Here is a 22,725-nt window from a genome sequence, read left to right as displayed (position 1 = left end):
ATCGCGATATCAGCGCAAAAAAATCATCCCTGCCGCGGCACCGCCGAACAACAGCCACAGCGGATGAATCTTGGTCTTGATTGAGATGGCGGCGGTCGCGGCGGTTATTACGGCGAGAATGCCGTTGCTGACCGACGCGTGTGCGATCAGCGCGGCGCTGGCGGCAACCAGGCCGGCCGTCACCGGCAGCAGGCCGGATTGCACATGGCGGCGCCATGGCTTGTCCTTGAAGCGCTCCCACACGTGCAGCATCACGATGGTTACCAGCGACGACGGGCCGAACTTGGCCAGCGTCGTCACCAGCATGCCGTAGAAGCCGGCGACGTGCCAGCCGACCAGCGTCACGATCATCAGGTTTGGTCCCGGTGCGGCCTGGCCCAGTGCGAACAGCGCGCTGAAATCTTCCGCCGTCATCCAGTGATGCACTTCCACCACCTGGCGCTGCATCTCCGGCAGGATGGTGTTGCCGCCGCCGAAAGCCAGCACCGACAGTTCAGAAAAAATCAGAGCAAGGGCGATCAGGGTTTCGCTCATTTTGCGGCCCCCTTATCTGCATCGGCTTTGGCCGTCTTCTTGTCCGCGAATTTCGCCGTGATCACCACGCTCACCGGCGTCATCACCAGCATGGTCCAGAGCAGAGGGATACGCAGCCACGCAATGGCGACGAAGCAGACCGTCGCCAAGCCCGCCAGCACCAGATTCTTGCGCAGCGGCAGCGCGATCTTGACCGCCATCTGAATCAGCAAGCCGGCAGCCGCAGCGGCCAGCCCGGCGAACAGATGTTTGATATTGGGATCGTTCTGGTAGTGCTGATAGAGGATGCCCAGCATGATCACCACCATCGACGGCACCGCGATCAGACCGAAGATTGCCGATACCGCGCCCTTGACGCCGCGAAAGCGCATGCCCAGCGCCACCGACAGGTTGATGATGTTGCCGCCGGGCAGGAACTGGCACAACCCCAGCAACTCGACGAATTCTGCTTCGGTGAGCCAGCGATGGCGCTCGACGATCATGCGATGCGCCAACGGCAAGGCGCCGCCGAAGGCCGTCATGCCAAGGCCGAGAAAGCCCAGGAACAGTTCTTTCGACGTTGGAATCACCCGGCCGGAGGCACGATCGTCGTGGCCGTCCATGGCGTCCCTGGAGGGCATAGCGCTGGTCGTTGCCGGCGTGGAATCTGGGGGAATATTTTGATTGTGCATGATGGTTCGCCTACTCTGCGCGGGGCTTGTGCCGCCACAAACGAAAGGCTACTCTTGCAGAGTTATTTTGTCTAATATATGGCAGACACTTCATCCATATTTAAATCATATGCCATCCATCGATCTGCGCTTGTTGCGCTATTTCATCGCCGTCGCCGAAGAGGGCCATCTGACCAAGGCAGCGCAACGCATTGGTATCCAGCAGCCGCCGCTGAGCCAGCAGATACGGGCGCTGGAGAAGGAGCTGGGCGTGATCCTGTTCAACCGCCTGCCGCGCGGCATGGAACTGACCGAAAGCGGTCATGCCTTGCTTACCGATGCCCGCATTATTTTGTCCCAGGTCGATTCGGCCGTTGCCGGCGTGCGACGGATTGCGCGCGGGGAACTGGGGCGCATTGCGGTAGGCTTCACCGAGTCGGCGTCGCTGCACCCCTTTGTACCGAACGTGATTCGCGCTTTCCGCGACGTCGCGCCTGATGTTGCGCTGACGGTGGAAGAGAGCAGCACCACCGATCTGGTCGAATTGATGAGCCAGAACCGGATCGACGTGGCCTTCATCCGCTCGCCGGTGGGCGATGTCAGCGACATCACCATCGAAACCATGATGGTCGAAGAAATGATTGCCGCCCTGCCCTCGGGACATCCGTTGGTGCGTAACAAGCGGCGCAAGAGCGTGCCGCTGGCAACACTTGCGGAAGAAATTTTCGTCCTCAACCGCCGCCCCAGCGGACCCGGCCTGTACGACACCATCATCGCGGCCTGCCGCGCCGCCGGTTTCAGTCCGCGCGTGGAACAGGAGGCGCGCAAGAACCTGTCGACGCTGAGCCTGGTTGCCGCAGGTCTCGGCATCTCCATCATCCCGGCATCGATGCGCCACGTCGAACTGGAATCGGTCGCCTATCTCAGCATCGAAGATGCTCCCGAGCTGAAAGCGCCATTGCATCTGGCCTATCGCAACAACGACCAGTCGGGTGCCGTCAAACGCTTTATCGGCGAGGCCCGAAAGTGTGCGAAGGCGAACAGAAAACACTGAACCCGCCTTGACGCCGCATTGGGCGCGCTCCAACGAAAACAGCCGCATGTCCTGAGAACATGCGGCTGTTTTATTATCGATTTAAACGATTTAAATCAAATCAGGTCTTCGGCAAGGTAACGCCGTGCTGGCCCTGGTACTTGCCGCCGCGATCCTTGTAGGAAGTCTCGCAAATCTCGTCGCTTTCGAAGAACAGCACCTGCGCGCAGCCTTCACCGGCGTAAATCTTGGCCGGCAGCGGCGTAGTGTTGGAGAACTCCAGCGTGACGTAGCCTTCCCATTCCGGCTCGAAAGGCGTGACGTTGACGATGATGCCGCAACGCGCATAAGTCGACTTGCCCAGGCAGATGGTCAGCACGCTGCGCGGGATACGGAAGTATTCCACGGTACGCGCCAGCGCAAAGGAATTCGGCGGAATGATGCAGACATCGCCCTTGAAGTCGACGAAGGATTTTTCGTCGAAGTTCTTGGGATCGACAATGGTCGAGTTGATGTTGGTGAAGATCTTGAATTCGTTGGCGCAGCGGATGTCGTAGCCATACGACGAGGTGCCGTAAGACACGATCTTCTGGCCGTTGGCCTCGCGCACCTGACCGGGCTCGAAGGGCTCGATCATTCCCTCGTTTTCCGCCATGCGGCGGATCCATTTGTCGGATTTGATTGCCATTGTCTTTTTGTAAATGAATTGCGATAAAAGTGCTGCAATTTTACGCTAAATGCAGCATCGTTCCCTCAAACCTGCTGTCGGCAGGCGATATTCCGTCATTGTCCCGCTTAACGCTGCATGGTTTCCCAAACTTTTTGCAGGCGCTTCACCGAGACCGGCATCGGCGTACGCAGCTCTTGCGCGTACAACGAGACGCGCAACTCTTCCAGCAGCCAGCGGAATTCCTGCATCTTCGGATCGTTGGCGCCACGATCCTTCTGCGCGCGCTGCCATGGCGCGGCGACCTGCGTCCATTCGGACAACAGACGCGCGTCGCGGGTCGGGTCGGCGCGCAGCTTTTCCAGCCGTACATTGACCGCCTTGAGATAGCGCGGAAAATGCATCAGGTTGCTGTAATCGTTGTCGGCGATAAAACGTTTGCCGACCAGGTTCTGCAACTGCGACTGGATGTCGGCAGAGGCCTGGGCGTGCGCCTTGAAGGTTTGCAATTTCTTCGGCAACGTGTAGTACTCGACCAATACCAATCCGGCCAGCCGTGCGATTTCGTTGACCAGCAGACCGAAGCGCGCTTTGCCCTCGTCCTTGCGGCGATTGAATTCATCGGCGTTACGCGGCAACGGCTCTTGCATGAAAGCGCGCTCCAGACCTGCTGAAAGGATCTGGTCGCGCAGTTCCTCCTGCGAACCCAGCGCCATGAATTGCATGCCCATCTGCTGCAGCCCGGGGATGTTCTTTTCCTGATACTTGAGCTGCTCTTTCAACTGCAACGCGAACAGGCGGCGCAGGCCGGCGAAATGCTGGCGCGCGGCGTCGGCGGGATCATCGAAGACTTCCAGATCGCAATGCGTTTTCTTGTCGACCAGCGCCGGGAAACCAATCAGCGTCTGCGATTTACCCGGACCACCACGCTGGATTTCCAATAGCTCGGGCAGCTCGCCGAAGGTCCAGTTGGTGAGGTTGCCGTATTCAGAGACCGATGCTGCGCTGGCTCCCGACGATGCGACCGGAACGGCCGCAGGCTTTCCGTTGACAGGCACCGCAACAGGGACCGTTGCGGCGGGCGTGGCGATACCCGTAATCGCGGTCTGCTCAGCCAGCTTCTGGAATTGCTCGCGCGCCTGTCCGCCGAATTCTGCTTGCAGGCTGCCGAGGTTGCGGCCCATCTCCAGCTGGCGGCCGTGCTCGTCGACGATCTTGAAGTTCATCGCGTGATGCGCGGGCAGGGTCTCCTGCTTGAAGTCGGTGGTTTTGACCATGATGGTGATCTGCTCGCGGATATCGGCGATCAAGGCATCAATCAACTCGCCCTTGCCAAACAGATGAAGCTCCTCCATGCGATCGCAGAAACCGGCGGCATAGTCCGGCAGCGGCACGCAATGGCGGCGCAATTTCTGAGGCAGGGACTTGAGCAGCAGGTGCACTTTTTCCTTGAGCATGCCCGGCACCAGCCATTCGCAGCGCGCAGCGGAAATCTGGTTCAGCGCGTACAGCGGCACGGTCAGCGTGACGCCGTCGCGCGGCGTGCCAGGTTCAAAGTGATAAGACAGCGCCATGCTCAGACCCGCCACCGTCATGGTCTTGGGGAACAGCTCGGTAGTTACGCCTGCGGCTTCGTGACGCATGAGGTCGTCACGGTTCAGGAACAACAGTTTGGGATCGGCGGCAGTGGCGTCCTTGTGCCACTTCTCAAAACCGATGCCGTTGCAGACGTCGGACGGGATCAGCTTGTCGTAGAACGCTGCGATCAGCTCGTCATCCACCAGCACGTCGAGGCGGCGCGATTTGTGTTCGAGGTTTTCGATCTCACGCACCAGCTTCTGGTTGTGCGCAAAGAACGGCGCGCGCGTCTCGAAATCGCCGCCGACCAGCGCGTCGCGGATGAAGATTTCGCGCGCTTCCTGCGGATTGATGAGGCCGAAGTTGATGCGGCGCTGGCTGTACACCACAAGCCCGTACAAGGTCGCGCGTTCGGAAGCGGTGACTTGCGCGCTGCGTTTTTCCCAGCGCGGCTCGCCCCAGGATTTTTTGAGCAGATGGCCGCCGATGCGCTCCAGCCATTCCGGCTGGATCTGTGCGACGCAGCGCGCATACAGGCGCGAGGTGTCGACCAGCTCAGCGGCGACGATCCACTTGCCTGCCTTTTTCTGTAATGACGAACCGGGCCATATGTGGAACTTGATGCCGCGTGCGCCGAGGTAGTGTGAATCTTCGTCGGACTTGAAGCCGACGTTACCCAGCAAGCCGGTCAGCAAGGCGGTATGCAATTGTTCGTTGGTCGCCGGCGCTTCGTTCATGCGCCAGCCCTGCTCGCGCACGATGGTCAGCAGTTGCGAATGCACATCGCGCCATTCACGCAGTCGCAGCTGCGACAGGAAGTTGGCGCGGCAATGGTCTTGCAGCTGGCGATTGGATTTCTTGTGCTCGACGGCTTCTTCGAACCACTTCCAGATCTTGAGATAACTCTGGAATTCGGACTTCTCGTCGGCGAATTTCTTGTGCGCCTGGTCGGCCGCGTTCTGCGCTTCCATCGGGCGGTCGCGCGGATCCTGCACCGACAGCGCCGAGGCGATGATCAGCAATTCCGACAGACAGGCGTTTTCGCGTCCGGCCAGGATCATGCGACCCACGCGCGGATCGAGCGGCAGCTTGGCGAGCTGCTTGCCGAGCGGCGTCAGCTGGTTGAATTCGTCGACTGCGCCGAGTTCTTGCAGCAATTGATAGCCGTCGGCAATCGCGCGGCCGAGTGGCGGCTCAATGAAGGGGAAGGTCTCGACGTCGGCCAGATGCAGCGACTTCATGCGCAGGATGACCGAGGCCAGCGACGAGCGCAGGATTTCCGGCTCAGTAAACTTCGGACGTTGCAGATAGTCCTGCTCGTCGTACAGGCGAATACACACACCGGCGGCGACACGGCCGCAACGGCCGGCGCGCTGGTTGGCGGCCGATTGTGCGACCGGCTCGATCTGCAACTGCTCGACCTTGTTGCGGTAACTGTAACGCTTCACGCGCGCCAGACCGGCATCGACCACGTAACGAATGCCCGGTACGGTCAGCGAGGTTTCGGCGACGTTGGTCGCCAGCACGATGCGGCGGGCGTTGCTGGATTTGAAGACGCGTTCCTGTTCCTGCGCCGACAGGCGCGCGAACAGCGGCAGAATTTCCACATGCGGGGGATGGTGCTTGCGTAGTGCTTCGGCGGCATCGCGGATTTCGCGTTCACCGGGCAAAAACACCAGCACGTCGCCGGAACCGATGCGCGCCAGTTCGTCAACAGCGTCGACCACAGCGTCCATCAGGTCGCGCTGCTCGCGGTCCTTCTGCGCTTGCTGTCCCGATCCTGCACGGCCTTCGGCCCGGGCGCGTGCGTTGGCGACTTCCGGCGCGAGGTTGCTGCGGTCGGCATTATCGACCGGACGATAGCGGATCTCGACCGGATACAGTCGGCCCGATACTTCGATCACCGGCGCAAGCTTGAGCTCGCCGTTGACCTCTTTGCCGAAATGACGTGCAAAGCGGTCGGCGTCGATGGTCGCCGAGGTGATGATGATCTTGAGATCCGGACGCTTCGGCAGCAACTGCTTGAGGTAACCGAGCAGGAAGTCGATGTTGAGGCTGCGTTCGTGCGCCTCGTCGATGATGATGGTGTCGTACTGGCGCAGCAGCGGATCGGTCTGCGTCTCCGCCAGCAAAATGCCGTCGGTCATCAGCTTGACCCACGCGCCCTTGGTCAGCGTGTCGTTGAAGCGCACCTTGAAGCCGACATGTTCGCCCGGCGGCGTGCCGAGTTCCTGCGCGATGCGCTTGGCGGTCGACGACGCGGCGATACGGCGCGGCTGGGTGTGGCCGATCAGCCCTTTTTCGCCACGGCCGAGCTGCAGGCAGATTTTCGGCAACTGCGTGGTCTTGCCGGAACCTGTCTCGCCGCTGACGATGATGACCTGGTTGGCTTGCAAGGCGTCGGCGATCTCCTGGCGGCGCCCGGAAACCGGCAGCTCTTCAGGAAAGGTGATCTCGGGCAGCGGATTGCGCACAGGCGCCGCAGGTGGTGCTGATTGTGCGCGTTCCGGACGTTGCTGATGGCGCTGGCCCTGCGGCTTTTGCTGACGTTCGCCTTGCTCGGGACGACGGGCGTCCTTGCTTGGCGAAGGGGACGGATTTTTTGGGGGTGGATTCGTGACTGACATGACAGGCGGGATTATACCTGCCGCAAGGAGTTCCTTGTGGTACGGACCCGCCCCGCCGTTGTTGCGACAGGGTTGTTGTTACCCACTACCCGTGCGGGATGTACTTGCATGGAGCGGCACCAGATTTCCCATGGATGGTTATAATGCGCAACATGGAAAATGACACCGATTACGCCAGCTTCGTGGCGTGGCTGCGCTCCGTCGCACCTTATGTACATGCTTTTCGCGGCAAGACCTTTGTGGTCGCCTTTCCGGGCGAACTGGTGACGGCTGGCGGCCTGGCCGTGCTGGCGCAAGACTTGTCCCTGTTGCATGCCCTCGGCATCCGCGTGGTCGTGGTGCACGGTTCGCGACCGCAAGTGGAAGAACAACTGGCGCTGCGTAATGTGGAAGCGCGCTTCCACAACGGCCTGCGCATCACCGACCCGGCTGCGCTGGAATGTGCCAAGGAAGCCGCCGGCGAACTGCGTCTGGACATTGAAGCCGCCTTCAGCCAGGGCTTGCCGAACACGCCGATGGCGCATGCGGCGATCCGTGTCATTTCCGGCAACTTTGTGACCGCGCGTCCGATGGGCGTGATTGACGGCGCCGACCTGCAACTGACCGGCATCGTCCGTAAGGTCGCGGCCGACGCCATCCACCCGATTCTCAATGCCGGCGGCATCGTACTGCTGTCGCCGCTGGGTTTCTCGCCGACCGGCGAAGCATTCAACCTGGCGATGGAAGACGTGGCGGTAACGGCGGCTATCGCCCTGCGCGCCGAGAAACTGATTTTCCTGAGCGAAACACCGCTGATGCACGATGCCGCCGGCACCGACATCCGCGAACTGTCGTCGCACCAGGCCGAAGCCGTGCTGCTGGCCAACTTCCTGCCGCCGGACGCCGCCTTCTATCTGAAAAATGCCGTCAAGGCCTGTAACGCCGGGGTGTCGCGCGCGCACATCGTGCCGTTTGCCACCGACGGATCGGTGCTGCTGGAGCTGTTTACGCATGACGGCATCGGCACCATGATCACCTATGAGAATCTCGAAAGCCTGCGCGAAGCCACCATCGAAGACGTCGGCGGCATCCTCAAGCTGATCGAGCCGCTGGAAGCCGACGGTACGCTGGTCAAGCGCGGCCGCGAACTGATCGAGCGCGAGATCCATTACTTCTCGGTGATCGAGCATGACAACGTGATCTTCGGCTGTGCCGCGCTCTATCCTTTCCCGAAGGAAAGAATGGGCGAAATGGCCTGCCTCACCGTCAATCCGGAAGTCCAGGCGCAAGGCGACGGCGAGCGTATCCTCAAGCACATCGAAACGCGCGCGCGCGAGTCAGGCCTGACCAAGCTGTTCGTGCTGACCACGCGCACCTCGCACTGGTTCATGCGGCGCGGCTTCGTGCTGGCAACGGTGGATGACCTGCCGAAGGACCGGCAACACATGTACAACTGGCAACGCAAGTCGCTGGTGCTGATCAAGAATCTATAATGTCGGGATCAGGACGTGAGGCCGCACGCGAAATTGACATAGCGTGCACTCAACCGCTGAATCTTCTTTCGAAGCGAAGCGCACCTCATGTCTGCCCTGAATACGTCATCAATGTTTTAACCAAGGAATCAACATGGCACGCATGATCCATTGCATCAAACTGAACAAGGAAGCCGAAGGCCTCGACTTCCCGCCGTACCCGGGCGAACTGGGCAAGCGCATTTACGAAAGCGTGTCGAAGGAAGCATGGGCCGGGTGGCTCAAGCACCAGACCATGCTGGTCAATGAAAACCGTCTGATGCTGGCCGATGCGCGTGCGCGCAAGTACCTGGCCGTGCAGATGGAAAAGCATTTCTTCGGCGAAGGCGCCGATGCAGCGCAGGGCTACGTACCGCCGCCAAGCGAATAAGTTGCCGTTGGTTCAGGCGCATCGCGCCGCCTGAACCCGGTTCCCCATCCTCCCGCCCCTCCTTTCCGTTTCCGCCCCCTCTTCGCCCTCCCTGTTTCATCGCATCGCCGTCACGGATTTTTTGCGCCGGTTGCCGGTCTATCCTCCTCATGCCGCTGTCATGCGACAATCCACAGCTACGCATCATTGCCGACTTTGCGTCCCCTTGATCATCCATTCAGGAAAACATGCCTCTGCTCCGTCCCGCTTCTTCCCGCATTGCTCGCTACACCCTTCCGCTACTCCTGACGCTTGCCGCCGCCATCACGGCCAAAGCCGCCGACGCGCCTGTCGCGCTGCCATCCGGCGTCACGCAAGGCCCTTCCGCCGAAGGCATCAGCGAATACCGCTTCGGCAACGGCTTCAAGCTGTTGCTCATGCCGGACGCCAGCAAGCCGACGGTCACTGTCAACATGACCTATCTGGTCGGTTCGCGCCAGGAGAACTACGGCGAGACCGGCATGGCCCATCTGCTGGAACACCTGATGTTCAAGGGTACCCCGCAGCACAGCGCGATCCCGCAGGAATTCAGCAAGCGCGGCATGAACTTCAACGGCACCACCTCGCTGGACCGCACCAACTATTACGAATTCTTCCCCGCCGGCGACGAGAACCTGCAGTGGGCCATCGGCATGGAAGCCGACCGCATGCTGAACTCTTTCATTGCGCGCAAGGATCTGGACAGCGAGATGACGGTGGTGCGCAACGAGTTTGAGAGTGGTGAAAATTCGCCGAGCTCGGTCATGGTCAAGCGCATGCAAAGCGTGGCCTTCGACTGGCACAATTACGGCAACGCCACCATCGGCAACCGCAGCGATATCGAACACGTCAAGATCGAAAACCTGCAAGCCTTCTACCGCACCTATTACCAGCCCGACAATGCGGTGTTGCTGATCGCCGGCAAGTTCGACCCGGCCAAGGTGCTGGAGTGGGTCAATCAGAGCTTCGGCAAGATGGCGAAACCTGCCCGGGCGCTGCCCGATTTCTGGACGGTGGAACCGACCCAGGACGGCGAGCGCCAGTTCACCATCCGCCGCAGCGGCGACGTACAACTGGTCTACGTCGGCTACAAGATCCCCGCCGGTCTGCACATCGACTCGGACGCCATCGGCGTCGCCGCCGACATCCTCGCCGACACGCCCAACGGCCGCCTGCACAAGCTGCTGGTGGAGACCGGCAAGGCCAGCGCGATCATGCAATTTCAGCTCGGCGGCTACGCGCCGGGACTGCAAATCATCGGCGCCGTGGTTAAGAAAGGCGAAGCGCTGGAACCGGTGCGCCAGGCGCTGACGGACGCCATCGAATCCTTTGCGACAACGCCGCCAACGGAAGCCGAGATGGAACGCGTGCGCGTGAGCAATGCCAACGCTTACGAAAAACTGCTGAGCGATCACCAGCGCATCGGTATCGCCTTGTCCAACGTACTGGCGCTGGGCGACTGGCGCCTGCTGTTTGCCGGCCGTGATCAGGTCGCCGCCTTGACGCCGCAACAAGTGGCAACAGCGGCGGCGAGCTACTTCCGCCGTGACAACCGCACCGTCGGCCTGTTCATCCCCGAAGACCAGCCGCAGCGCAGCGAAATCCCTGCCGCGCCAAGCGTCGAGAGCGCGTTGAAAAACTACCAGCCGCGTGCCGCCATCGCCACCGGTGAAGCTTTTGATTCCTCGCCGGCCAATCTCGATCTGCGCACCCAGCACATCCGCGTCGGTGGGCTCAAACTGGCGCTGTTGCCGAAAAAGACCCGCGGCCAGACCGTCTCGGTCAGCATGAAGCTGGATTGGGGCGATGCCCAAAGTCTGTTCGGCAAGCGCACCGTCGCCGGCATGACTGCTGAAATGCTGGGCCGCGGCAGCCAGTCGATGACGCGCGAGCAACTGGCCGATGAATTCGCTCGCCTGAAGATCAGCGGCGGCGTCTACAACTTCCAGACCACGCGCGGCAACCTCGACGCCGCCCTGCGCCTGATGGCCGATGTGCTGCAACATCCGCGCTTCGACGCCGCCGAATTCGAACAGCTGCGCAAGCAAACCCTGGTCAGCCTGGAATCCTCACGCAACGACCCGACCTCGCGCGCGCAGGAAGCGCTGGCCAAACACTTCGATCACTACCCGGCCGGCGACTGGCGCGCAGCGCGCTCGCTGGACCTGCGTATCGCCGAAGTACAGGCGGTGTCGCTGGATGACGTCAAAGCCTTTCACCGCAATTTCTACGGTGCTTCCTCGGGTGAAGTCGCCATCGTCGGCGACTTCGATTCCGATGCCGCCGCACGCACCGTCCAGCAAAGCCTGTCCAGCTGGAACAGCGCCGCGCCCTACCAACGCGTGCTGCATGACTACGCCGACATCGCGCCGGCACGTCTGATGATCAACACACCGGACAAGGAAAACGGCACCTTCATCGCCCGCCTCAATCTCGACATGCGCGATGAAGACCCAGACTACCCGGCACTGGTCGTCGCCAACTATCTGATCGGCGGCGCCAGCCTCAAGTCGCGCCTGGCCGACCGTGTGCGCCAGCGCGAAGGCCTGTCGTACAGCATCAGTTCCTTCCTGTCGGTCAGCGCCATCAGCAACGCCGCCCAAATCGGCATCGGCGCCATCGCCGCCCCGCAGAATCTGGACAGGGTCGACGCCGCCATTCGCGAAGAATTGCAGCGCGTGCTCAAAGAGGGTTTCACACAAGAAGAACTCGACCGCGCCAAGTCCGGCATCCGCCAACAGCGCGAACAGGCCCGTGCGCAAGACGACACCATCAGCAACGGCTGGGTCAATCTGCTGGACCTGGATCGTACCTATGCCTGGGCGGCGCAACTGGATCAGCGCATCGCTGCATTGACGCTGGATCAGATCAACGACGCCGTACGCAAGCGTCTCACGCTCGACAAAATGAGCGTCGTGATTGCGCGGGATGAGAGCAAGGCAAAGCAGCCTTAAGATTCAAGCAATGTCTTCAGCCATAAAAAAAAGCCGCCCGATGAGGCGGCTTTTTTTTCAACGGAGAACACGAAACTCCTCAGAACTCCAGCTTCTTCACACCTTCCGAAGTCCCCAGCAAACAGACATTGGCCCCTTGACGTGCAAACAGACCAACCGTCACGACACCAACGATATTGTTGATCGCCGCCTCAATCTCCGCCGGCTCAGTGATGCTCAAACCCACCGCATCCAGAATATTGCAGCCGTTGTCCGTCACGAGCGGCTTGCCATCCTTCATACGCAGTTTGGCTTCGCAACCCAGCGCCGACAACTTGCGCGCCGCCACGCTGGTCGCCATCGGAATCACTTCCACCGGCAGCGGAAACTTGCCCAGCACGTCGACCAGCTTGGAGCCGTCGGCGATACACACGAATTTCTGCGCCACCGATGCCACGATCTTCTCGCGCGTCAACGCTGCGCCGCCGCCCTTGATCATCGCGCCTGCAGCGTTGATCTCGTCGGCGCCGTCGATGTAGACCGGCATGGTTTCCACGTCGTTGAGGTCGAACACCTTGATGCCGTGACCGCGCAGGCGTTCGGCAGTCGCTTCCGAAGAAGCTACCGCGCCCTTGATACGATCCTTGATCCTGGCCAGTTCATCGATGAAAAAGTTGGCGGTCGAACCGGTACCGACGCCGATGATTTCACCATCGACCACGTATTCGATGGCGGCGCGGGCTACCGCTTGTTTGAGTTCGTCTTGAGTCATGACAGAGTAAGAAAAAGTTAAAGCGAATCGGGATTGGTGCGAACTTAGTGCGAATCTTCCGGCTTTTCGTCCAGCGTCTCGAACAGGGCAATCTGTAGCCGGGAATGCAACTTGACCAGCTTGCTCCACAACAACCACAGCAACCCTGCCGCACCCAGCAGCACGAAGACCAGCAGATTGAGCGGCGGCAAGATGCTGGCGCTCAGAACGAAGATCAGCAACATGATACCGACAATCGACATCACCGGTATCACTTCGGCAATCACGCGCCGGGCGCCCGTGGTGTACGAGCCGGCGAATTCCGGCTTGACGCCGACCTCGGCCAGCAGCATCGCCAGCGCCTGCAGCTTGCGGTAAGTCGCAATCAGGAAAGGCAGGGATAATACCAGAGCGCCGCCCCAGATCACGGCTTTGTGGACCTGCTGGTCACTGATCCAGGCCGACAGCCAGCGGCTGATGCCGTCCACGAAGAAAGCCCCCGCCAGAAAAATCGCCACCACCAGCGCAATGTTTACCAGTACCTGCAGCAAGATGCGCCGGATGATTTTGCTGATCTCAGCCTTCTCGCCCTGGGGCTGCAGACTTTCCAGCCAGCCGGAATACATGCCGAGGACGCCGGAAATTTTTTTCGGCACCAGCGCAACGGCTTTGCTCGACAGAGGATCCGCCGCCTTGATCAGATAAGGCGTCAGCAGCGCGGTCACAGCCGACACCGCTACCACGATCGGGTAAAGGAAGTCGCTGGTGACCTTCAGGCTCACGCCGAGCGCCGCAATGATGAAAGAGAACTCGCCGATCTGCGCCAGCCCCATGCCCACACGCATCGGTGTGCGTCCTCCGTGGCCCGCCAGGAAAGTGCCGATGCCGCAGCTGAACAGCTTGCCGAACACGACGGCAAGCGTGATCACCAGAATCGGCAGCCAGTACTGGGCCAGCACGTTCGGATCGAACAGCAGGCCGATGGCGACGAAGAAGATGGCGCTGAACATGTCGCGGATCGATTCGATCAGGCGCTCGATACGATGAATCTGGCGCGACTCCGCCATCACCGCGCCGACCAGGAAGGCGCCCAGCGCGACGCTGTATTGCAATTTCATCACCAGCAGGCAGAAGCCGAACAGGATGCCCAACACGGTGACCAGCAGCATCTCGTTACTCTTGAAGCGCGCCACGTAATTGAGCAGGCGCGGTACGACAAGGATGCCGACCACCAGCGATACGATCATGAACAGCAGCAACTTGCCGACGGTATTGACGACTTCGCCCGAATCGACCGAGCCGCTGGTGGCAATGCCCGAGAGCAGCGCGATCATGCCGATGGCAAGGATGTCTTCCACGATCAGGATACCGAAGATGATCTGGGCGAACTTCTCGTTCTTCATGCCCAGCTCATTGAGCGCTTTGACGATGATGGTGGTCGAGGAGACGGCCAGCATGGCGCCGAGGAAGACCGCGTCCATGGTCTTCCAGCCGAAGTAGATGCCGATCTCGTAGCCGATCCAGATCATCAGCACGATCTCGGCGACGGCCGCAACGACCGCCGTGGCGCCGACCTTGGCGAGCTTCTTGAGACTGAACTCCAGACCCAGCGAAAACAGCAGGAAGATCACGCCCAGCTCGGACAGGATGTGGACGGTCTTGTCGTCCTGGATCAGATTGAATGGCGGCGTGTGCGGGCCGATGATGACACCGGCCACGATATAGCCGAGCACCACCGGTTGCTTGAAGCGGTTGAACACGACGGTGACGACGCCGGCGATCAGCATGATCACGGCAAGGTCCTGGATAAACAGTTCAACAGCATGCATGCGGTGTATTCCCCTTTAAAGCAGGCCGACTGGCGGCTTGGTTGACGATGCGCGACTGGCTTGAGGCAAATGCCGGGCCAGTTTCGGATTGGACGTGCGATGCTCGCCGCTTGGGCGGCTCTGCCTCGATACGTAAATGGATGAGCCCCCTTGCCGGACCGGCACACAGGCTGCCCCGATTGGGTTCGCTTCGTTGGTTTGCCGACGGCGGCGATGTTCCGGCTTGCGGCCCGGATCAGCTTGTGTCAGCGTGGCTCGGCTTAGTCAGAATATCTTCAGCGCACTGAAGGTGCCGAAGAACTTGCTGCAGCCGATGGAATACGACGATTGGATTTGGTGCATGGAATAAAGTTGCTGCACCGTATCGTCGCTGGCAGGCGCAAAGTTAGCACAGACGGCAAGGCATCTGCAAATTTAATCGCGGCCGGCTGGCTGACGGGATATGCCCAGACAGACTGAGGCAGGCAGCGCCGGCGCGGGTAAAGACGGAATGACGGGATTTGGATCCATTCCAAAGACGAGTGCAGGCACAGAAACTGCTAATAAGCCTTCTTGTTGCTTTGCCCTACTCCGGCACACGCACCTGAATTTCTGCAGCCTTTTCGTCAAACGTGATCCGTGTGGCGAATTTGGCGCGCTTCATCGGAAAACGCGACTGGAAGTGGCGGACATTGCCGGAGCCGGAAATGACACGACGCACAAACTGATAGTACGCATCCATATCGATCACATGCACCGCCAGAAAATAGTCATATTCGCCCGATACGAAATAGCACTGCATCACCTCGGCCTCTTTGGCCATGCGCTGCTCGAACTCCTGCATGTGCTCATCGGACTGATTGTTGAGCGATATCTCAAGGAAGGCCAGCATGCCGTAGCCGAGCGCAAACGGGTCAACCATCGCCACTTCGGCGTTGATGATACCGGCTTCGCGCAGCTCTCGGATGCGGCGCAGGCAGGTCGGTTGCGAGATGTGCAATTTCTCCGCCAGGATACGGGTCGGAATCTGATTGTCTTTCTGCAGCAAGTTCAGGAGCTTGCGGTCGACCTTATCGAGCGTATGGTATTTGGGCATAAAAACGAAAGTTCAATTTTTTTTAGTCAGGCACTCAAAAAGCCTTTGCAAGCTGTTTCTTATGTTGTACCGTCTGCATTATTCGGAAACCGACGTTGAATAGTACAGTGTGTTTTATGTCTGTCAAACATGTCTATACAGCGTCTCTGAATAAGCAAAAATAGGGGCTGTTGCAAAATCGGGAGACCGGTCGCTTCGGAGGAGAACCCCAAAGATGCGCATCGGCTCAATTTTCACCAGTCGCAAATCAGTGTCATAGCAAGCGTAGTCTATTTCAATCTACAGAGGGAATTTATGAAACTCAAGAGCACAATTATTACTGGCGCAATCGCATTGGCTTTCGCTGGCTCAGCTTATTCGCAAGAAGTCATCAAGATCGCTCACGTCGGCCCTCTCTCCGGTCCTAACGCTCACATGGGCAAGGACAACGAAAACGGCGCCCGTATGGCCATCGACGAACTGAACGCCAAGGGTTTCACAATCGGCGGCAAAAAAGTCAAATTCGAACTGGTCGGTGAAGACGATGCTTCCGATCCGAAGCAAGCGACTGCCGTTGCGACCAAGCTGGTCGACCAGAAGGTTGCTGCCGTTATCGGTCACTTGAATTCCGGCACTACCATCCCTGCTTCCAAGATCTACAACGACGCCGGCATCCCACAAGTGTCGCCATCGGCTACCAACCCTAAGTACACGCAACAAGGCTTCAAGACAGCCTTCCGCGTTGTCGCCAACGATGCGCAACTGGGCGCCGTGCTGGGTAAATACGCTGTGACAGCACTGAAGACCAAGAACGTCGCCGTGATCGATGACCGTACTGCATACGGCCAGGGCGTTGCTGAAGAATTCGCCAAGGGTGCACAAGGCGCGGGCGCCACGATCGTCGGCAAGCAATTTACCAACGACAAGGCAACCGATTTCAACGCGATTCTGACTTCGATCAAGGCCAAGAAGCCTGAAGTCGTGTTCTTCGGCGGTATGGACGCTGTCGGCGGCCCGATGCTGCGTCAGATGAAGCAACTGGGCATCAATGCCAAGTTCATGGGCGGCGACGGTATCTGCACCGGCTCCCTGCCAGGCCTGGCAGGCGATGGCCTGATCGATGATCAGGTGGTCTGTGCTGAAGCCGGCGGTGTGGACGCGTCCGGCAAGAAGGGCATGGACGACTTCCGCGCAGCATACAAGAAGAAGTTCGGCATCGAAGTCGTCTATAACGCTGCTTACGCTTACGACGCAACGATGACTGTTGCTGATGCGATGAAGAAGGCAAACTCGGCTGAACCAGCCAAGTACCTGCCTGAACTGGCCAAGATCAGCCACAAGGGCGTGACCGGCACCATCGCTTTCGACGACAAGGGCGACATCAAGAACGGTTCGCTGACTCTGTACACATACAAGAAGGGTGAACGCACCCTGCTGGCTGTGGTCAAGTAAGCTTCCGCTTCACCATGAAGAACGCGCCTGATGAAAGTCAGGCGCGTTTTTTATTACCCGTTCCATTCGTCGTCGGCTTAACCGGCAAAATCGACCGGCCTGCCCTGCATCGAAAACAAGCAAGAAAAAAGCGCTCATTGAAATTGAGCGCTTTCTTATGTGTACTGTCTGTGCCGCTTGTACTGCCAGGTGCTTTCGTACGATTACTTCTGCGTCAGCACCCACTTCACCAGCGTACGGGCTTCGGCTTCCGAAACCTGTGCATTGGCCGGCATCGGGATCGCACCCCACACGCCCGAACCGCCCTTCAGGACTTTTTGCGTCAGCTTGTCTTCGGCATCTTTCTGGCCTTTGTACTTTGCCGCCACGTCCTTGAATGCCGGACCGACGATCTTGGTCTGGACCGAGTGACAGGCCATGCAGTTTTTGGACTTGGCCAGATCGGCCGGCGCTGCCTGCGCGAAAGCCTGGGCGGAGAAGCCGAATGTCAGCACGGCCGAGGCGATGAGTAGAGACTGTTTCATTATTACCCTCCAAGAAGTTCTGCGTATTCTACAACTCTTTGCGAGGTCGCTTGTATGGGCTGGCGCATATAAACATCATGTTTCCTGGCAGGCATTCACGGGATAAAAGTGAGATGCATTCACAGGGATTCGCTGCAATAAAAAAGCCGGATTGCTCCGGCTTTTTACGTTCTGCTGAAACAGGATTGTACCGATCAGCCCGTCACTGCACCCTTGCTTGCGGTCGACGCCAGCGCCGCATATTTGGCCAGCACGCCGCGGGTGTAACGTGGCGCGGGTTGCTTCCAGTTGGCGCGGCGGCGAGCGATTTCTGCGTCGTCGACGTTCAGCTGAATCAGCAACTGGCGGGCATCGATGGTAACCGAGTCGCCCTCTTCGACCAGAGCGATGACGCCGCCGACAAAGGCTTCCGGCGCCACGTGGCCGACCACCATGCCCCAGGTGCCGCCCGAGAAACGGCCGTCCGTGATCAGACCGACGGATTCACCCAGGCCTTTGCCGATCAACGCCGAAGTCGGCGCCAGCATTTCGGGCATGCCAGGTCCGCCCTTTGGTCCCAGATAGCGCATCACGAGCACGTCGCCAGGTTTGATCTTGTCTGCCAGAATCGCGTCCATGGCGCTGTATTCATCTTCGAACACACGTGCCGGGCCGGTGATGACCGGGTTCTTGAGGCCGGTGATCTTGGCCACGCAGCCTTCCGGCGCCAGGTTACCTTTGAGGATCGCCAGATGCCCTTGTTTGTACAGCGCCTTGTCGATAGGTCGGATGACATCCTGGTCGGCGCGCAGGTCGGGGATGTTTTCCAGTTCTTCGGCGATGGTTTTGCCGGTGATGGTCAGGCAGTCGCCGTGCAGCATGCCGGCTTGATGCAGCACCTTCAGCACGGCAGGAATGCCGCCGGCCTTGTGCAGATCGGTGGCGACGTATTTGCCGGACGGCTTGAGGTCGCAGATCACCGGCACCTTTTGGCGGATGCGCTCAAAATCGTCGATAGTCCACTCCACTTCCGCCGCGTGGGCGATGGCCAGGAAGTGCAGCACAGCGTTGGTGGAGCCGCCGGTCGCCATGATCAGCGAGACGGCATTCTCGATCGACTTGCGGGTGATGATGTCGCGCGGCTTGATGTCCTTCTTGACGGCTTCCACCAGCACGCGGGCCGACTCGGCGGCGGAGCCGGTCTTTTCGTCGTCGGGGTTGGCCATGGTCGAGGAGTAGAACAAGCCCATGCCCAGCGCTTCAAACGCGGACGACATGGTGTTGGCGGTGTACATGCCGCCGCAGGAGCCGGACGACGGGCAGGCGTTGCGTTCGATGCCGTCGAAGTCTTCCTGCGACATGCGGCCGGCGGAGAACTCGCCGACAGCCTCGAAGGCCGACACGATGGTCAGGTCCTTGCCCTTCCAGTTACCCGGCTTGATGGTGCCGCCGTAGACGTAGATGCCCGGCACGTTGGTGCGCGCCAGGGCAATCATGCCGCCCGGCATATTCTTGTCGCAGCCGCCGATAACGACCACGCCGTCCATCCACTGGCCGTTGACGGCGGTTTCGATACAGTCGGCGATGACTTCGCGCGAGATCAGCGAATACTTCATGCCTTCGGTGCCCATCGACATGCCGTCGGAAATGGTCGGCGTGCCGAACACCTGCGGATTGGCGCCAGCCTGCTTGATGGCGGAGATGGCGACGTCGGCCAGCTTTTGCAGGCCCGAGTTACAGGGAGTAATGGTGGAATGACCGTTGGCGATGCCGATCATCGGCTTGTCGAAGTCTTCCTTTTCGTAACCCAGGGCGTAATACATCGAGCGGTTCGGGCTGCGCGAAACACCCTGAGTAATGTTCTTTGAGCGGCGGTTGAATGACATGCATATCTCCTGGTTGAATTCGTTACAGTTCACACCAGAAGCAAAGCTGGCGTGAACCTGTCCATCTACATTGCGGACGTAGTTCTGGCTGCAAGTTAACGAGCTAGATTGCCTTGCGCAATGTCTTCTGTCAAATATATGATTCACCATCGATTAAGACGGATTGCATATGAGTTCTGATTCCAGACTGGAATTGCGCCAGCTGCGCTACTTCGTGGCCGTTGCCGAAGAAAAACATTTCGGCCGCGCCGCCATCCGGCTGCACATGACCCAGCCGCCACTGTCCCAGACCATTCAGGCGCTGGAAGAAATGCTGGGCACGCCGCTGTTCGCGCGCACCAAGCGCAGCGTCGCCCTGACGCCGGCCGGACTGGCGCTGTTGCCGGAAGCCCAGCGCATCCTGCAACAGGTCGGTACTCTGCCGGACCTGGCGCGGCGTGCTGCCAGCGGCGCTTCGGGCTTGCTATCACTATCGTTCATTTCGACCGCGGATTACAGTATTTTGCCGCCGCTGCTGCAACAATTCCGCGCACGCTATCCGCAAGTGCAGATCGATCTGCGCGAGGCGACCACCGATATCCAGCTGGAAGACCTGATGCAAGGCAAGATCGACGCCGGCCTGCTGTTGCCGCCCTTGCCGGACAAGGCGCAGAGCGCGCTCGATTATCTGCCGCTGCTGTCCGAGCCGCTGGTGGCGGCGATCCCCAGTGGTGTCGTGCGCGGCAAGAATGCGATTGCACTCAAGGCGATTCGCGAGCTGCCGCTGATCATCTTCCCGCGCCGGATTTCACCGGCCTTCCACGACACCATCCTGAGCTGCTTCCGTGACGCCGGCGTGACGCCGCATATCGGTCAGGAAGCGATACAGATGCAAACCATCGTCGGCCTGGTATCGGCTGGCATGGGTATGGCACTTGTGCCACAATCCGTGTCTAACTTGCAGCGCCCCGGCGTCGACTACCGCCCGCTGACCGGCAAAGTACCCCTGATCGAAACCGGGCTGGCCTGGCGGCGCGACAGCGCTTCACCGGTGCTGCGCGCATTTCTCGACATGGTGGCGACACCACCGGCGACGTGATGCTGCGGTAGTCGCTAGCCCCTAACATTCGTTCTGAAAGAGTTCTCATGCTGATACACCCGATGCCCAATCCGATCGCCTTTTCCGTCGGCCCGCTACAGGTGCACTGGTACGGTCTGATGTATCTGCTGGCGTTTGCGCAGTTCATCGCGCTGGGCCGCCTGCGCATCAAGCAGCCGCACATCGCCGCTGTCGGCTGGAAGAAGGAAGACCTCGACGACATGCTGTTCTATGGCGTACTGGGGGTGGTGATCGGCGGCCGTCTCGGCGAGGTGCTGTTTTACAACCCGAGCTATTACTTCGCCAATCCTGCCGACATCATCGCAGTGTGGAAGGGCGGCATGTCCTTCCACGGCGGTTTCCTCGGCGTACTGATCGCGATGTACATCTGGGGCCGCAAGCGCGGCCGTCATCTGATGGACATCATGGATTTCATCGCGCCGATGGTGCCGCTCGGCTACGCCGCCGGCCGCCTCGGCAACTTCATCAACGCCGAGTTGCCGGGCCGCCTCGCTGATCCGTCGCTGCCGTGGGCGATGATCTGGCCCAACGTTGACAACCTGCCACGCCATCCTTCGCCGATTTACCAGATGCTGGTGGATGGGATTCTGTTGTTCATCATCCTGTGGTTCTTCGCCCGCAAGCCGCGTCCACGCATGGCAGTAGCCGGCATGTTCTCACTGCTGTATGGCTGCGCGCGCTTCTTTACCGAATACTTCCGCACGCCGGATTACAACGTCAGCTTCGGCGGCATCACTATCTCGGCCGGGCAGATGCTGTCGGTGCCGATGATAGCTCTGGGCATCGTGCTGTTGATTGTCGCGTACAAAAAGAAAAGTACAGCGGTATCACCCGCCTGAACCTGTTGGTGCGCGGCAGCGATGTTGTCGCCGCCACTCGAACTATAGCGAGGTTGTTAGCGTTGTGAGCCAGCCGGGTGAATGGTCTAGCAGGAAGACCTCCACCGACTTGTCCCATCCCGTCAGGATCAGTATGCCGATGGCGATGAACAACACACCCAGCACGCTCTTCCCCCACGAACCGGCGCCTTGCAGCTTGCCACGCATCTTCAGCATCGCCTGACGCGACAGCATGCCCAGCAAGGCAATCGGCAAACCTGCTCCCAAGCCGAACACTGCCATCATCGCCACGATCTGCGGCAGGTCACGCCCCTGGCTGGCCAGGGTAATCGCCGCACCCAGCGTGGGACCAACGCAAGGACTCCAGATCAGGCCGAGCAGCAAACCCACCAGAAACTGCCCGCGCAATCCGCCGATATTCAGCGTCGACAATATCTTGCTACCGGCACCGCTGGCACCTGAGGCGGCAACGGCAAAGCGCTCCTGCAATTTCTTTGATAACAGCACGATGCCAATCAGGATCAGGACTATCGCAGCCGCCAACTGAAAGTCGCCTTGTCCCACACCAAGGCGTGCACCGGCACTTGCCAATACGGTGCCAATGATGGCGAACGAGGCGGACATGCCGACTGCAACTGCGAAGGGGCCGTAACGATGCTCGTGGATGGCCGAGCCGATGATCACCGGCAGCAGTGGCAACACGCAGGGTGACAGGGTGGAAAGCACCCCTGCCGCCAACGCGATGAAATAGGAGGTGACGCCGAATTCCATGATGCCTGCTCTCAGCCTGGGATCAGAGCGCCTTGTTGATCAGGCTGTCGATGGATGCCTTGCGGGTGTCGCCGGTGGAACGTCCCTGCTCCTTGCCATTCTTAAAGACAATCAGCGTGCTTTGTTGCGTGACATTGAACGCCTTGACGATATCTTTCTGCGCGTCGAAATCGACTTCAAGGAAGCTGACATTCTTGAACGCCGGATCCTTGATCAGCGCGGAGACGATCGGGTCCTGCGCCCGGCAGGTAGGACACCAGTCGGCGTGGACATGAACGACGACCGGCTTGCCGCTCTTGTTGAGCGCGTCGAACTGCGCCTGTGTGAAATGCTGGCCGGCAGCGAAAGCAACACTGGCTGAAGTGGCGACGCCCGCTTGCAGGAGTAAAAAGACGATTAGCGTTTTGAGAATTTTCATGGTGTTTCCCTTGGTTGCCTGGACGAACATGGTTTGATGCTTGCGGGATGCTGCCTGCCTTTTGGTCGTTCGATTCCGGGAAATCTTACAGTTTGTTTGCCTATCGTGTTTTAACGCGGCACAAAGCAAAAAAGCACATGCATCGGATCGTCGGCGCATGTGCTTCCATGTTGATGCTATCAGTACAGCTTCCAATGAGAAG

The 22,725-nt window shown here is 59.7% G+C and carries 18 protein-coding genes; 7 read left to right on the top strand and 11 right to left on the bottom strand.

Annotated elements, in window-relative coordinates:
• Positions 1-9: 9 nt before the first annotated feature.
• Both AC1RN6_RS21425 and AC1RN6_RS21420 read right to left on the bottom strand, forming a co-directional pair.
• Positions 10-534 (bottom strand): chromate transporter, encoded by a 525-nt coding sequence (locus AC1RN6_RS21425; RefSeq protein WP_493007476.1) that lies wholly within the window; start codon positions 532-534, stop codon positions 10-12.
• Complete coding sequence (locus AC1RN6_RS21420) at positions 531-1,154, bottom strand: chromate transporter (RefSeq protein WP_493007633.1); 624 nt, start codon at positions 1,152-1,154, stop codon at positions 531-533. Before AC1RN6_RS21420 ends, AC1RN6_RS21425 begins: the two co-directional genes overlap by 4 nt.
• 160 nt (positions 1,155-1,314) lie before the next feature.
• On the opposite strand from AC1RN6_RS21420, the gene AC1RN6_RS21415 reads away from it, so the two are divergent.
• Positions 1,315-2,238, top strand: a complete 924-nt coding sequence (locus AC1RN6_RS21415) for a LysR family transcriptional regulator (protein ID WP_493007475.1) — start codon at positions 1,315-1,317, stop codon at positions 2,236-2,238.
• Between the two features lie 100 nt (positions 2,239-2,338).
• Here the strand turns inward: AC1RN6_RS21415 and dcd are convergent, their stop codons facing one another.
• Positions 2,339-2,905, bottom strand: coding sequence for a dCTP deaminase (gene dcd / locus AC1RN6_RS21410; protein WP_053200600.1), 567 nt, complete (start codon positions 2,903-2,905; stop codon positions 2,339-2,341).
• 107 nt (positions 2,906-3,012) lie between these two features.
• Positions 3,013-7,089 (bottom strand): ATP-dependent RNA helicase HrpA, encoded by a 4,077-nt coding sequence (hrpA, locus tag AC1RN6_RS21405; RefSeq protein WP_493007473.1) that lies wholly within the window; start codon positions 7,087-7,089, stop codon positions 3,013-3,015.
• 143 nt (positions 7,090-7,232) lie between these two features.
• On the opposite strand from hrpA, the gene argA reads away from it, so the two are divergent.
• The 3 genes from argA to AC1RN6_RS21390 all read left to right on the top strand — a co-directional run bounded on the left by argA (position 7,233) and on the right by AC1RN6_RS21390 (position 11,942).
• On the top strand, positions 7,233-8,561 hold the full coding sequence (gene argA / locus AC1RN6_RS21400; RefSeq protein WP_157050740.1) for an amino-acid N-acetyltransferase: 1,329 nt from the start codon (positions 7,233-7,235) through the stop codon (positions 8,559-8,561).
• A 133-nt stretch (positions 8,562-8,694) separates the two neighbouring features.
• Entirely contained in the window at positions 8,695-8,970 is a 276-nt protein-coding gene (locus AC1RN6_RS21395; RefSeq protein ID WP_007876284.1) for an oxidative damage protection protein, read from the top strand.
• A 227-nt stretch (positions 8,971-9,197) separates the two neighbouring features.
• Positions 9,198-11,942, top strand: a complete 2,745-nt coding sequence (locus tag AC1RN6_RS21390) for a M16 family metallopeptidase (protein ID WP_493007471.1) — start codon at positions 9,198-9,200, stop codon at positions 11,940-11,942.
• Between the two features lie 79 nt (positions 11,943-12,021).
• On the opposite strand, the gene rpiA is transcribed toward AC1RN6_RS21390, so the two are convergent.
• The 3 genes from rpiA to AC1RN6_RS21375 all read right to left on the bottom strand — a co-directional run bounded on the left by rpiA (position 12,022) and on the right by AC1RN6_RS21375 (position 15,576).
• The gene (gene rpiA / locus AC1RN6_RS21385) at positions 12,022-12,693 is read right to left on the bottom strand and encodes a ribose-5-phosphate isomerase RpiA (protein WP_493007470.1); all 672 of its coding nucleotides are present in this window, start codon (positions 12,691-12,693) and stop codon (positions 12,022-12,024) included.
• 44 nt (positions 12,694-12,737) lie between these two features.
• Positions 12,738-14,501: a cation:proton antiporter gene (locus AC1RN6_RS21380; protein WP_493007469.1), complete on the bottom strand. Its 1,764-nt coding sequence runs from the start codon at positions 14,499-14,501 to the stop codon at positions 12,738-12,740.
• Between the two features lie 565 nt (positions 14,502-15,066).
• Positions 15,067-15,576 (bottom strand): Lrp/AsnC family transcriptional regulator, encoded by a 510-nt coding sequence (locus AC1RN6_RS21375; RefSeq protein WP_007876291.1) that lies wholly within the window; start codon positions 15,574-15,576, stop codon positions 15,067-15,069.
• Positions 15,577-15,870: 294 nt separating this feature from the next.
• Here AC1RN6_RS21375 and AC1RN6_RS21370 point away from each other — a divergent pair, with 294 nt between their 5' ends.
• Positions 15,871-17,007: a branched-chain amino acid ABC transporter substrate-binding protein gene (locus AC1RN6_RS21370; RefSeq protein ID WP_050479423.1), complete on the top strand. Its 1,137-nt coding sequence runs from the start codon at positions 15,871-15,873 to the stop codon at positions 17,005-17,007.
• 203 nt (positions 17,008-17,210) lie between these two features.
• On the opposite strand, the gene AC1RN6_RS21365 is transcribed toward AC1RN6_RS21370, so the two are convergent.
• The gene (locus AC1RN6_RS21365; RefSeq protein ID WP_493007467.1) at positions 17,211-17,531 is read right to left on the bottom strand and encodes a c-type cytochrome; all 321 of its coding nucleotides are present in this window, start codon (positions 17,529-17,531) and stop codon (positions 17,211-17,213) included.
• Between the two features lie 194 nt (positions 17,532-17,725).
• Entirely contained in the window at positions 17,726-19,396 is a 1,671-nt protein-coding gene (gene ilvD, locus AC1RN6_RS21360; protein WP_493007466.1) for a dihydroxy-acid dehydratase, read from the bottom strand.
• Between the two features lie 169 nt (positions 19,397-19,565).
• Here ilvD and AC1RN6_RS21355 point away from each other — a divergent pair, with 169 nt between their 5' ends.
• Together AC1RN6_RS21355 and lgt are read left to right on the top strand one after the other, a co-directional pair.
• Complete coding sequence (locus AC1RN6_RS21355) at positions 19,566-20,474, top strand: LysR family transcriptional regulator (protein ID WP_493007464.1); 909 nt, start codon at positions 19,566-19,568, stop codon at positions 20,472-20,474.
• Positions 20,475-20,521: 47 nt separating this feature from the next.
• Positions 20,522-21,334 (top strand): prolipoprotein diacylglyceryl transferase, encoded by an 813-nt coding sequence (gene lgt, locus AC1RN6_RS21350; protein ID WP_493007463.1) that lies wholly within the window; start codon positions 20,522-20,524, stop codon positions 21,332-21,334.
• A gap of 42 nt (positions 21,335-21,376) precedes the next feature.
• Here the strand turns inward: lgt and AC1RN6_RS21345 are convergent, their stop codons facing one another.
• On the bottom strand, positions 21,377-22,105 hold the full coding sequence (locus AC1RN6_RS21345) for a cytochrome c biogenesis CcdA family protein (RefSeq protein ID WP_493007462.1): 729 nt from the start codon (positions 22,103-22,105) through the stop codon (positions 21,377-21,379).
• A 22-nt stretch (positions 22,106-22,127) separates the two neighbouring features.
• Complete coding sequence (locus tag AC1RN6_RS21340) at positions 22,128-22,523, bottom strand: thioredoxin family protein (protein WP_493007461.1); 396 nt, start codon at positions 22,521-22,523, stop codon at positions 22,128-22,130.
• Between the last annotated feature and the right edge of the window lie 202 nt (positions 22,524-22,725).

Source organism: Herbaspirillum sp. GW822-FHT03A08, assembly GCF_058801885.1.
Note: the sequence above shows the minus strand (reverse complement) of the source record. Positions and strands in the feature narration are given on the sequence as shown.

Coding starts and splice junctions, on each gene's coding strand:
- AC1RN6_RS21425 (WP_493007476.1), bottom strand. CDS start 534: ATGAGCGAAACCCTGATCGCCCTTGCTCTGATTTTTTCTGAACTGTCG.
- AC1RN6_RS21420 (WP_493007633.1), bottom strand. CDS start 1,154: ATGCCCTCCAGGGACGCCATGGACGGCCACGACGATCGTGCCTCCGGC.
- AC1RN6_RS21415 (WP_493007475.1), top strand. CDS start 1,315: ATGCCATCCATCGATCTGCGCTTGTTGCGCTATTTCATCGCCGTCGCC.
- dcd (WP_053200600.1), bottom strand. CDS start 2,905: ATGGCAATCAAATCCGACAAATGGATCCGCCGCATGGCGGAAAACGAG.
- hrpA (WP_493007473.1), bottom strand. CDS start 7,089: ATGTCAGTCACGAATCCACCCCCAAAAAATCCGTCCCCTTCGCCAAGC.
- argA (WP_157050740.1), top strand. CDS start 7,233: ATGCGCAACATGGAAAATGACACCGATTACGCCAGCTTCGTGGCGTGG.
- AC1RN6_RS21395 (WP_007876284.1), top strand. CDS start 8,695: ATGGCACGCATGATCCATTGCATCAAACTGAACAAGGAAGCCGAAGGC.
- AC1RN6_RS21390 (WP_493007471.1), top strand. CDS start 9,198: ATGCCTCTGCTCCGTCCCGCTTCTTCCCGCATTGCTCGCTACACCCTT.
- rpiA (WP_493007470.1), bottom strand. CDS start 12,693: ATGACTCAAGACGAACTCAAACAAGCGGTAGCCCGCGCCGCCATCGAA.
- AC1RN6_RS21380 (WP_493007469.1), bottom strand. CDS start 14,501: ATGCATGCTGTTGAACTGTTTATCCAGGACCTTGCCGTGATCATGCTG.
- AC1RN6_RS21375 (WP_007876291.1), bottom strand. CDS start 15,576: ATGCCCAAATACCATACGCTCGATAAGGTCGACCGCAAGCTCCTGAAC.
- AC1RN6_RS21370 (WP_050479423.1), top strand. CDS start 15,871: ATGAAACTCAAGAGCACAATTATTACTGGCGCAATCGCATTGGCTTTC.
- AC1RN6_RS21365 (WP_493007467.1), bottom strand. CDS start 17,531: ATGAAACAGTCTCTACTCATCGCCTCGGCCGTGCTGACATTCGGCTTC.
- ilvD (WP_493007466.1), bottom strand. CDS start 19,396: ATGTCATTCAACCGCCGCTCAAAGAACATTACTCAGGGTGTTTCGCGC.
- AC1RN6_RS21355 (WP_493007464.1), top strand. CDS start 19,566: ATGAGTTCTGATTCCAGACTGGAATTGCGCCAGCTGCGCTACTTCGTG.
- lgt (WP_493007463.1), top strand. CDS start 20,522: ATGCTGATACACCCGATGCCCAATCCGATCGCCTTTTCCGTCGGCCCG.
- AC1RN6_RS21345 (WP_493007462.1), bottom strand. CDS start 22,105: ATGGAATTCGGCGTCACCTCCTATTTCATCGCGTTGGCGGCAGGGGTG.
- AC1RN6_RS21340 (WP_493007461.1), bottom strand. CDS start 22,523: ATGAAAATTCTCAAAACGCTAATCGTCTTTTTACTCCTGCAAGCGGGC.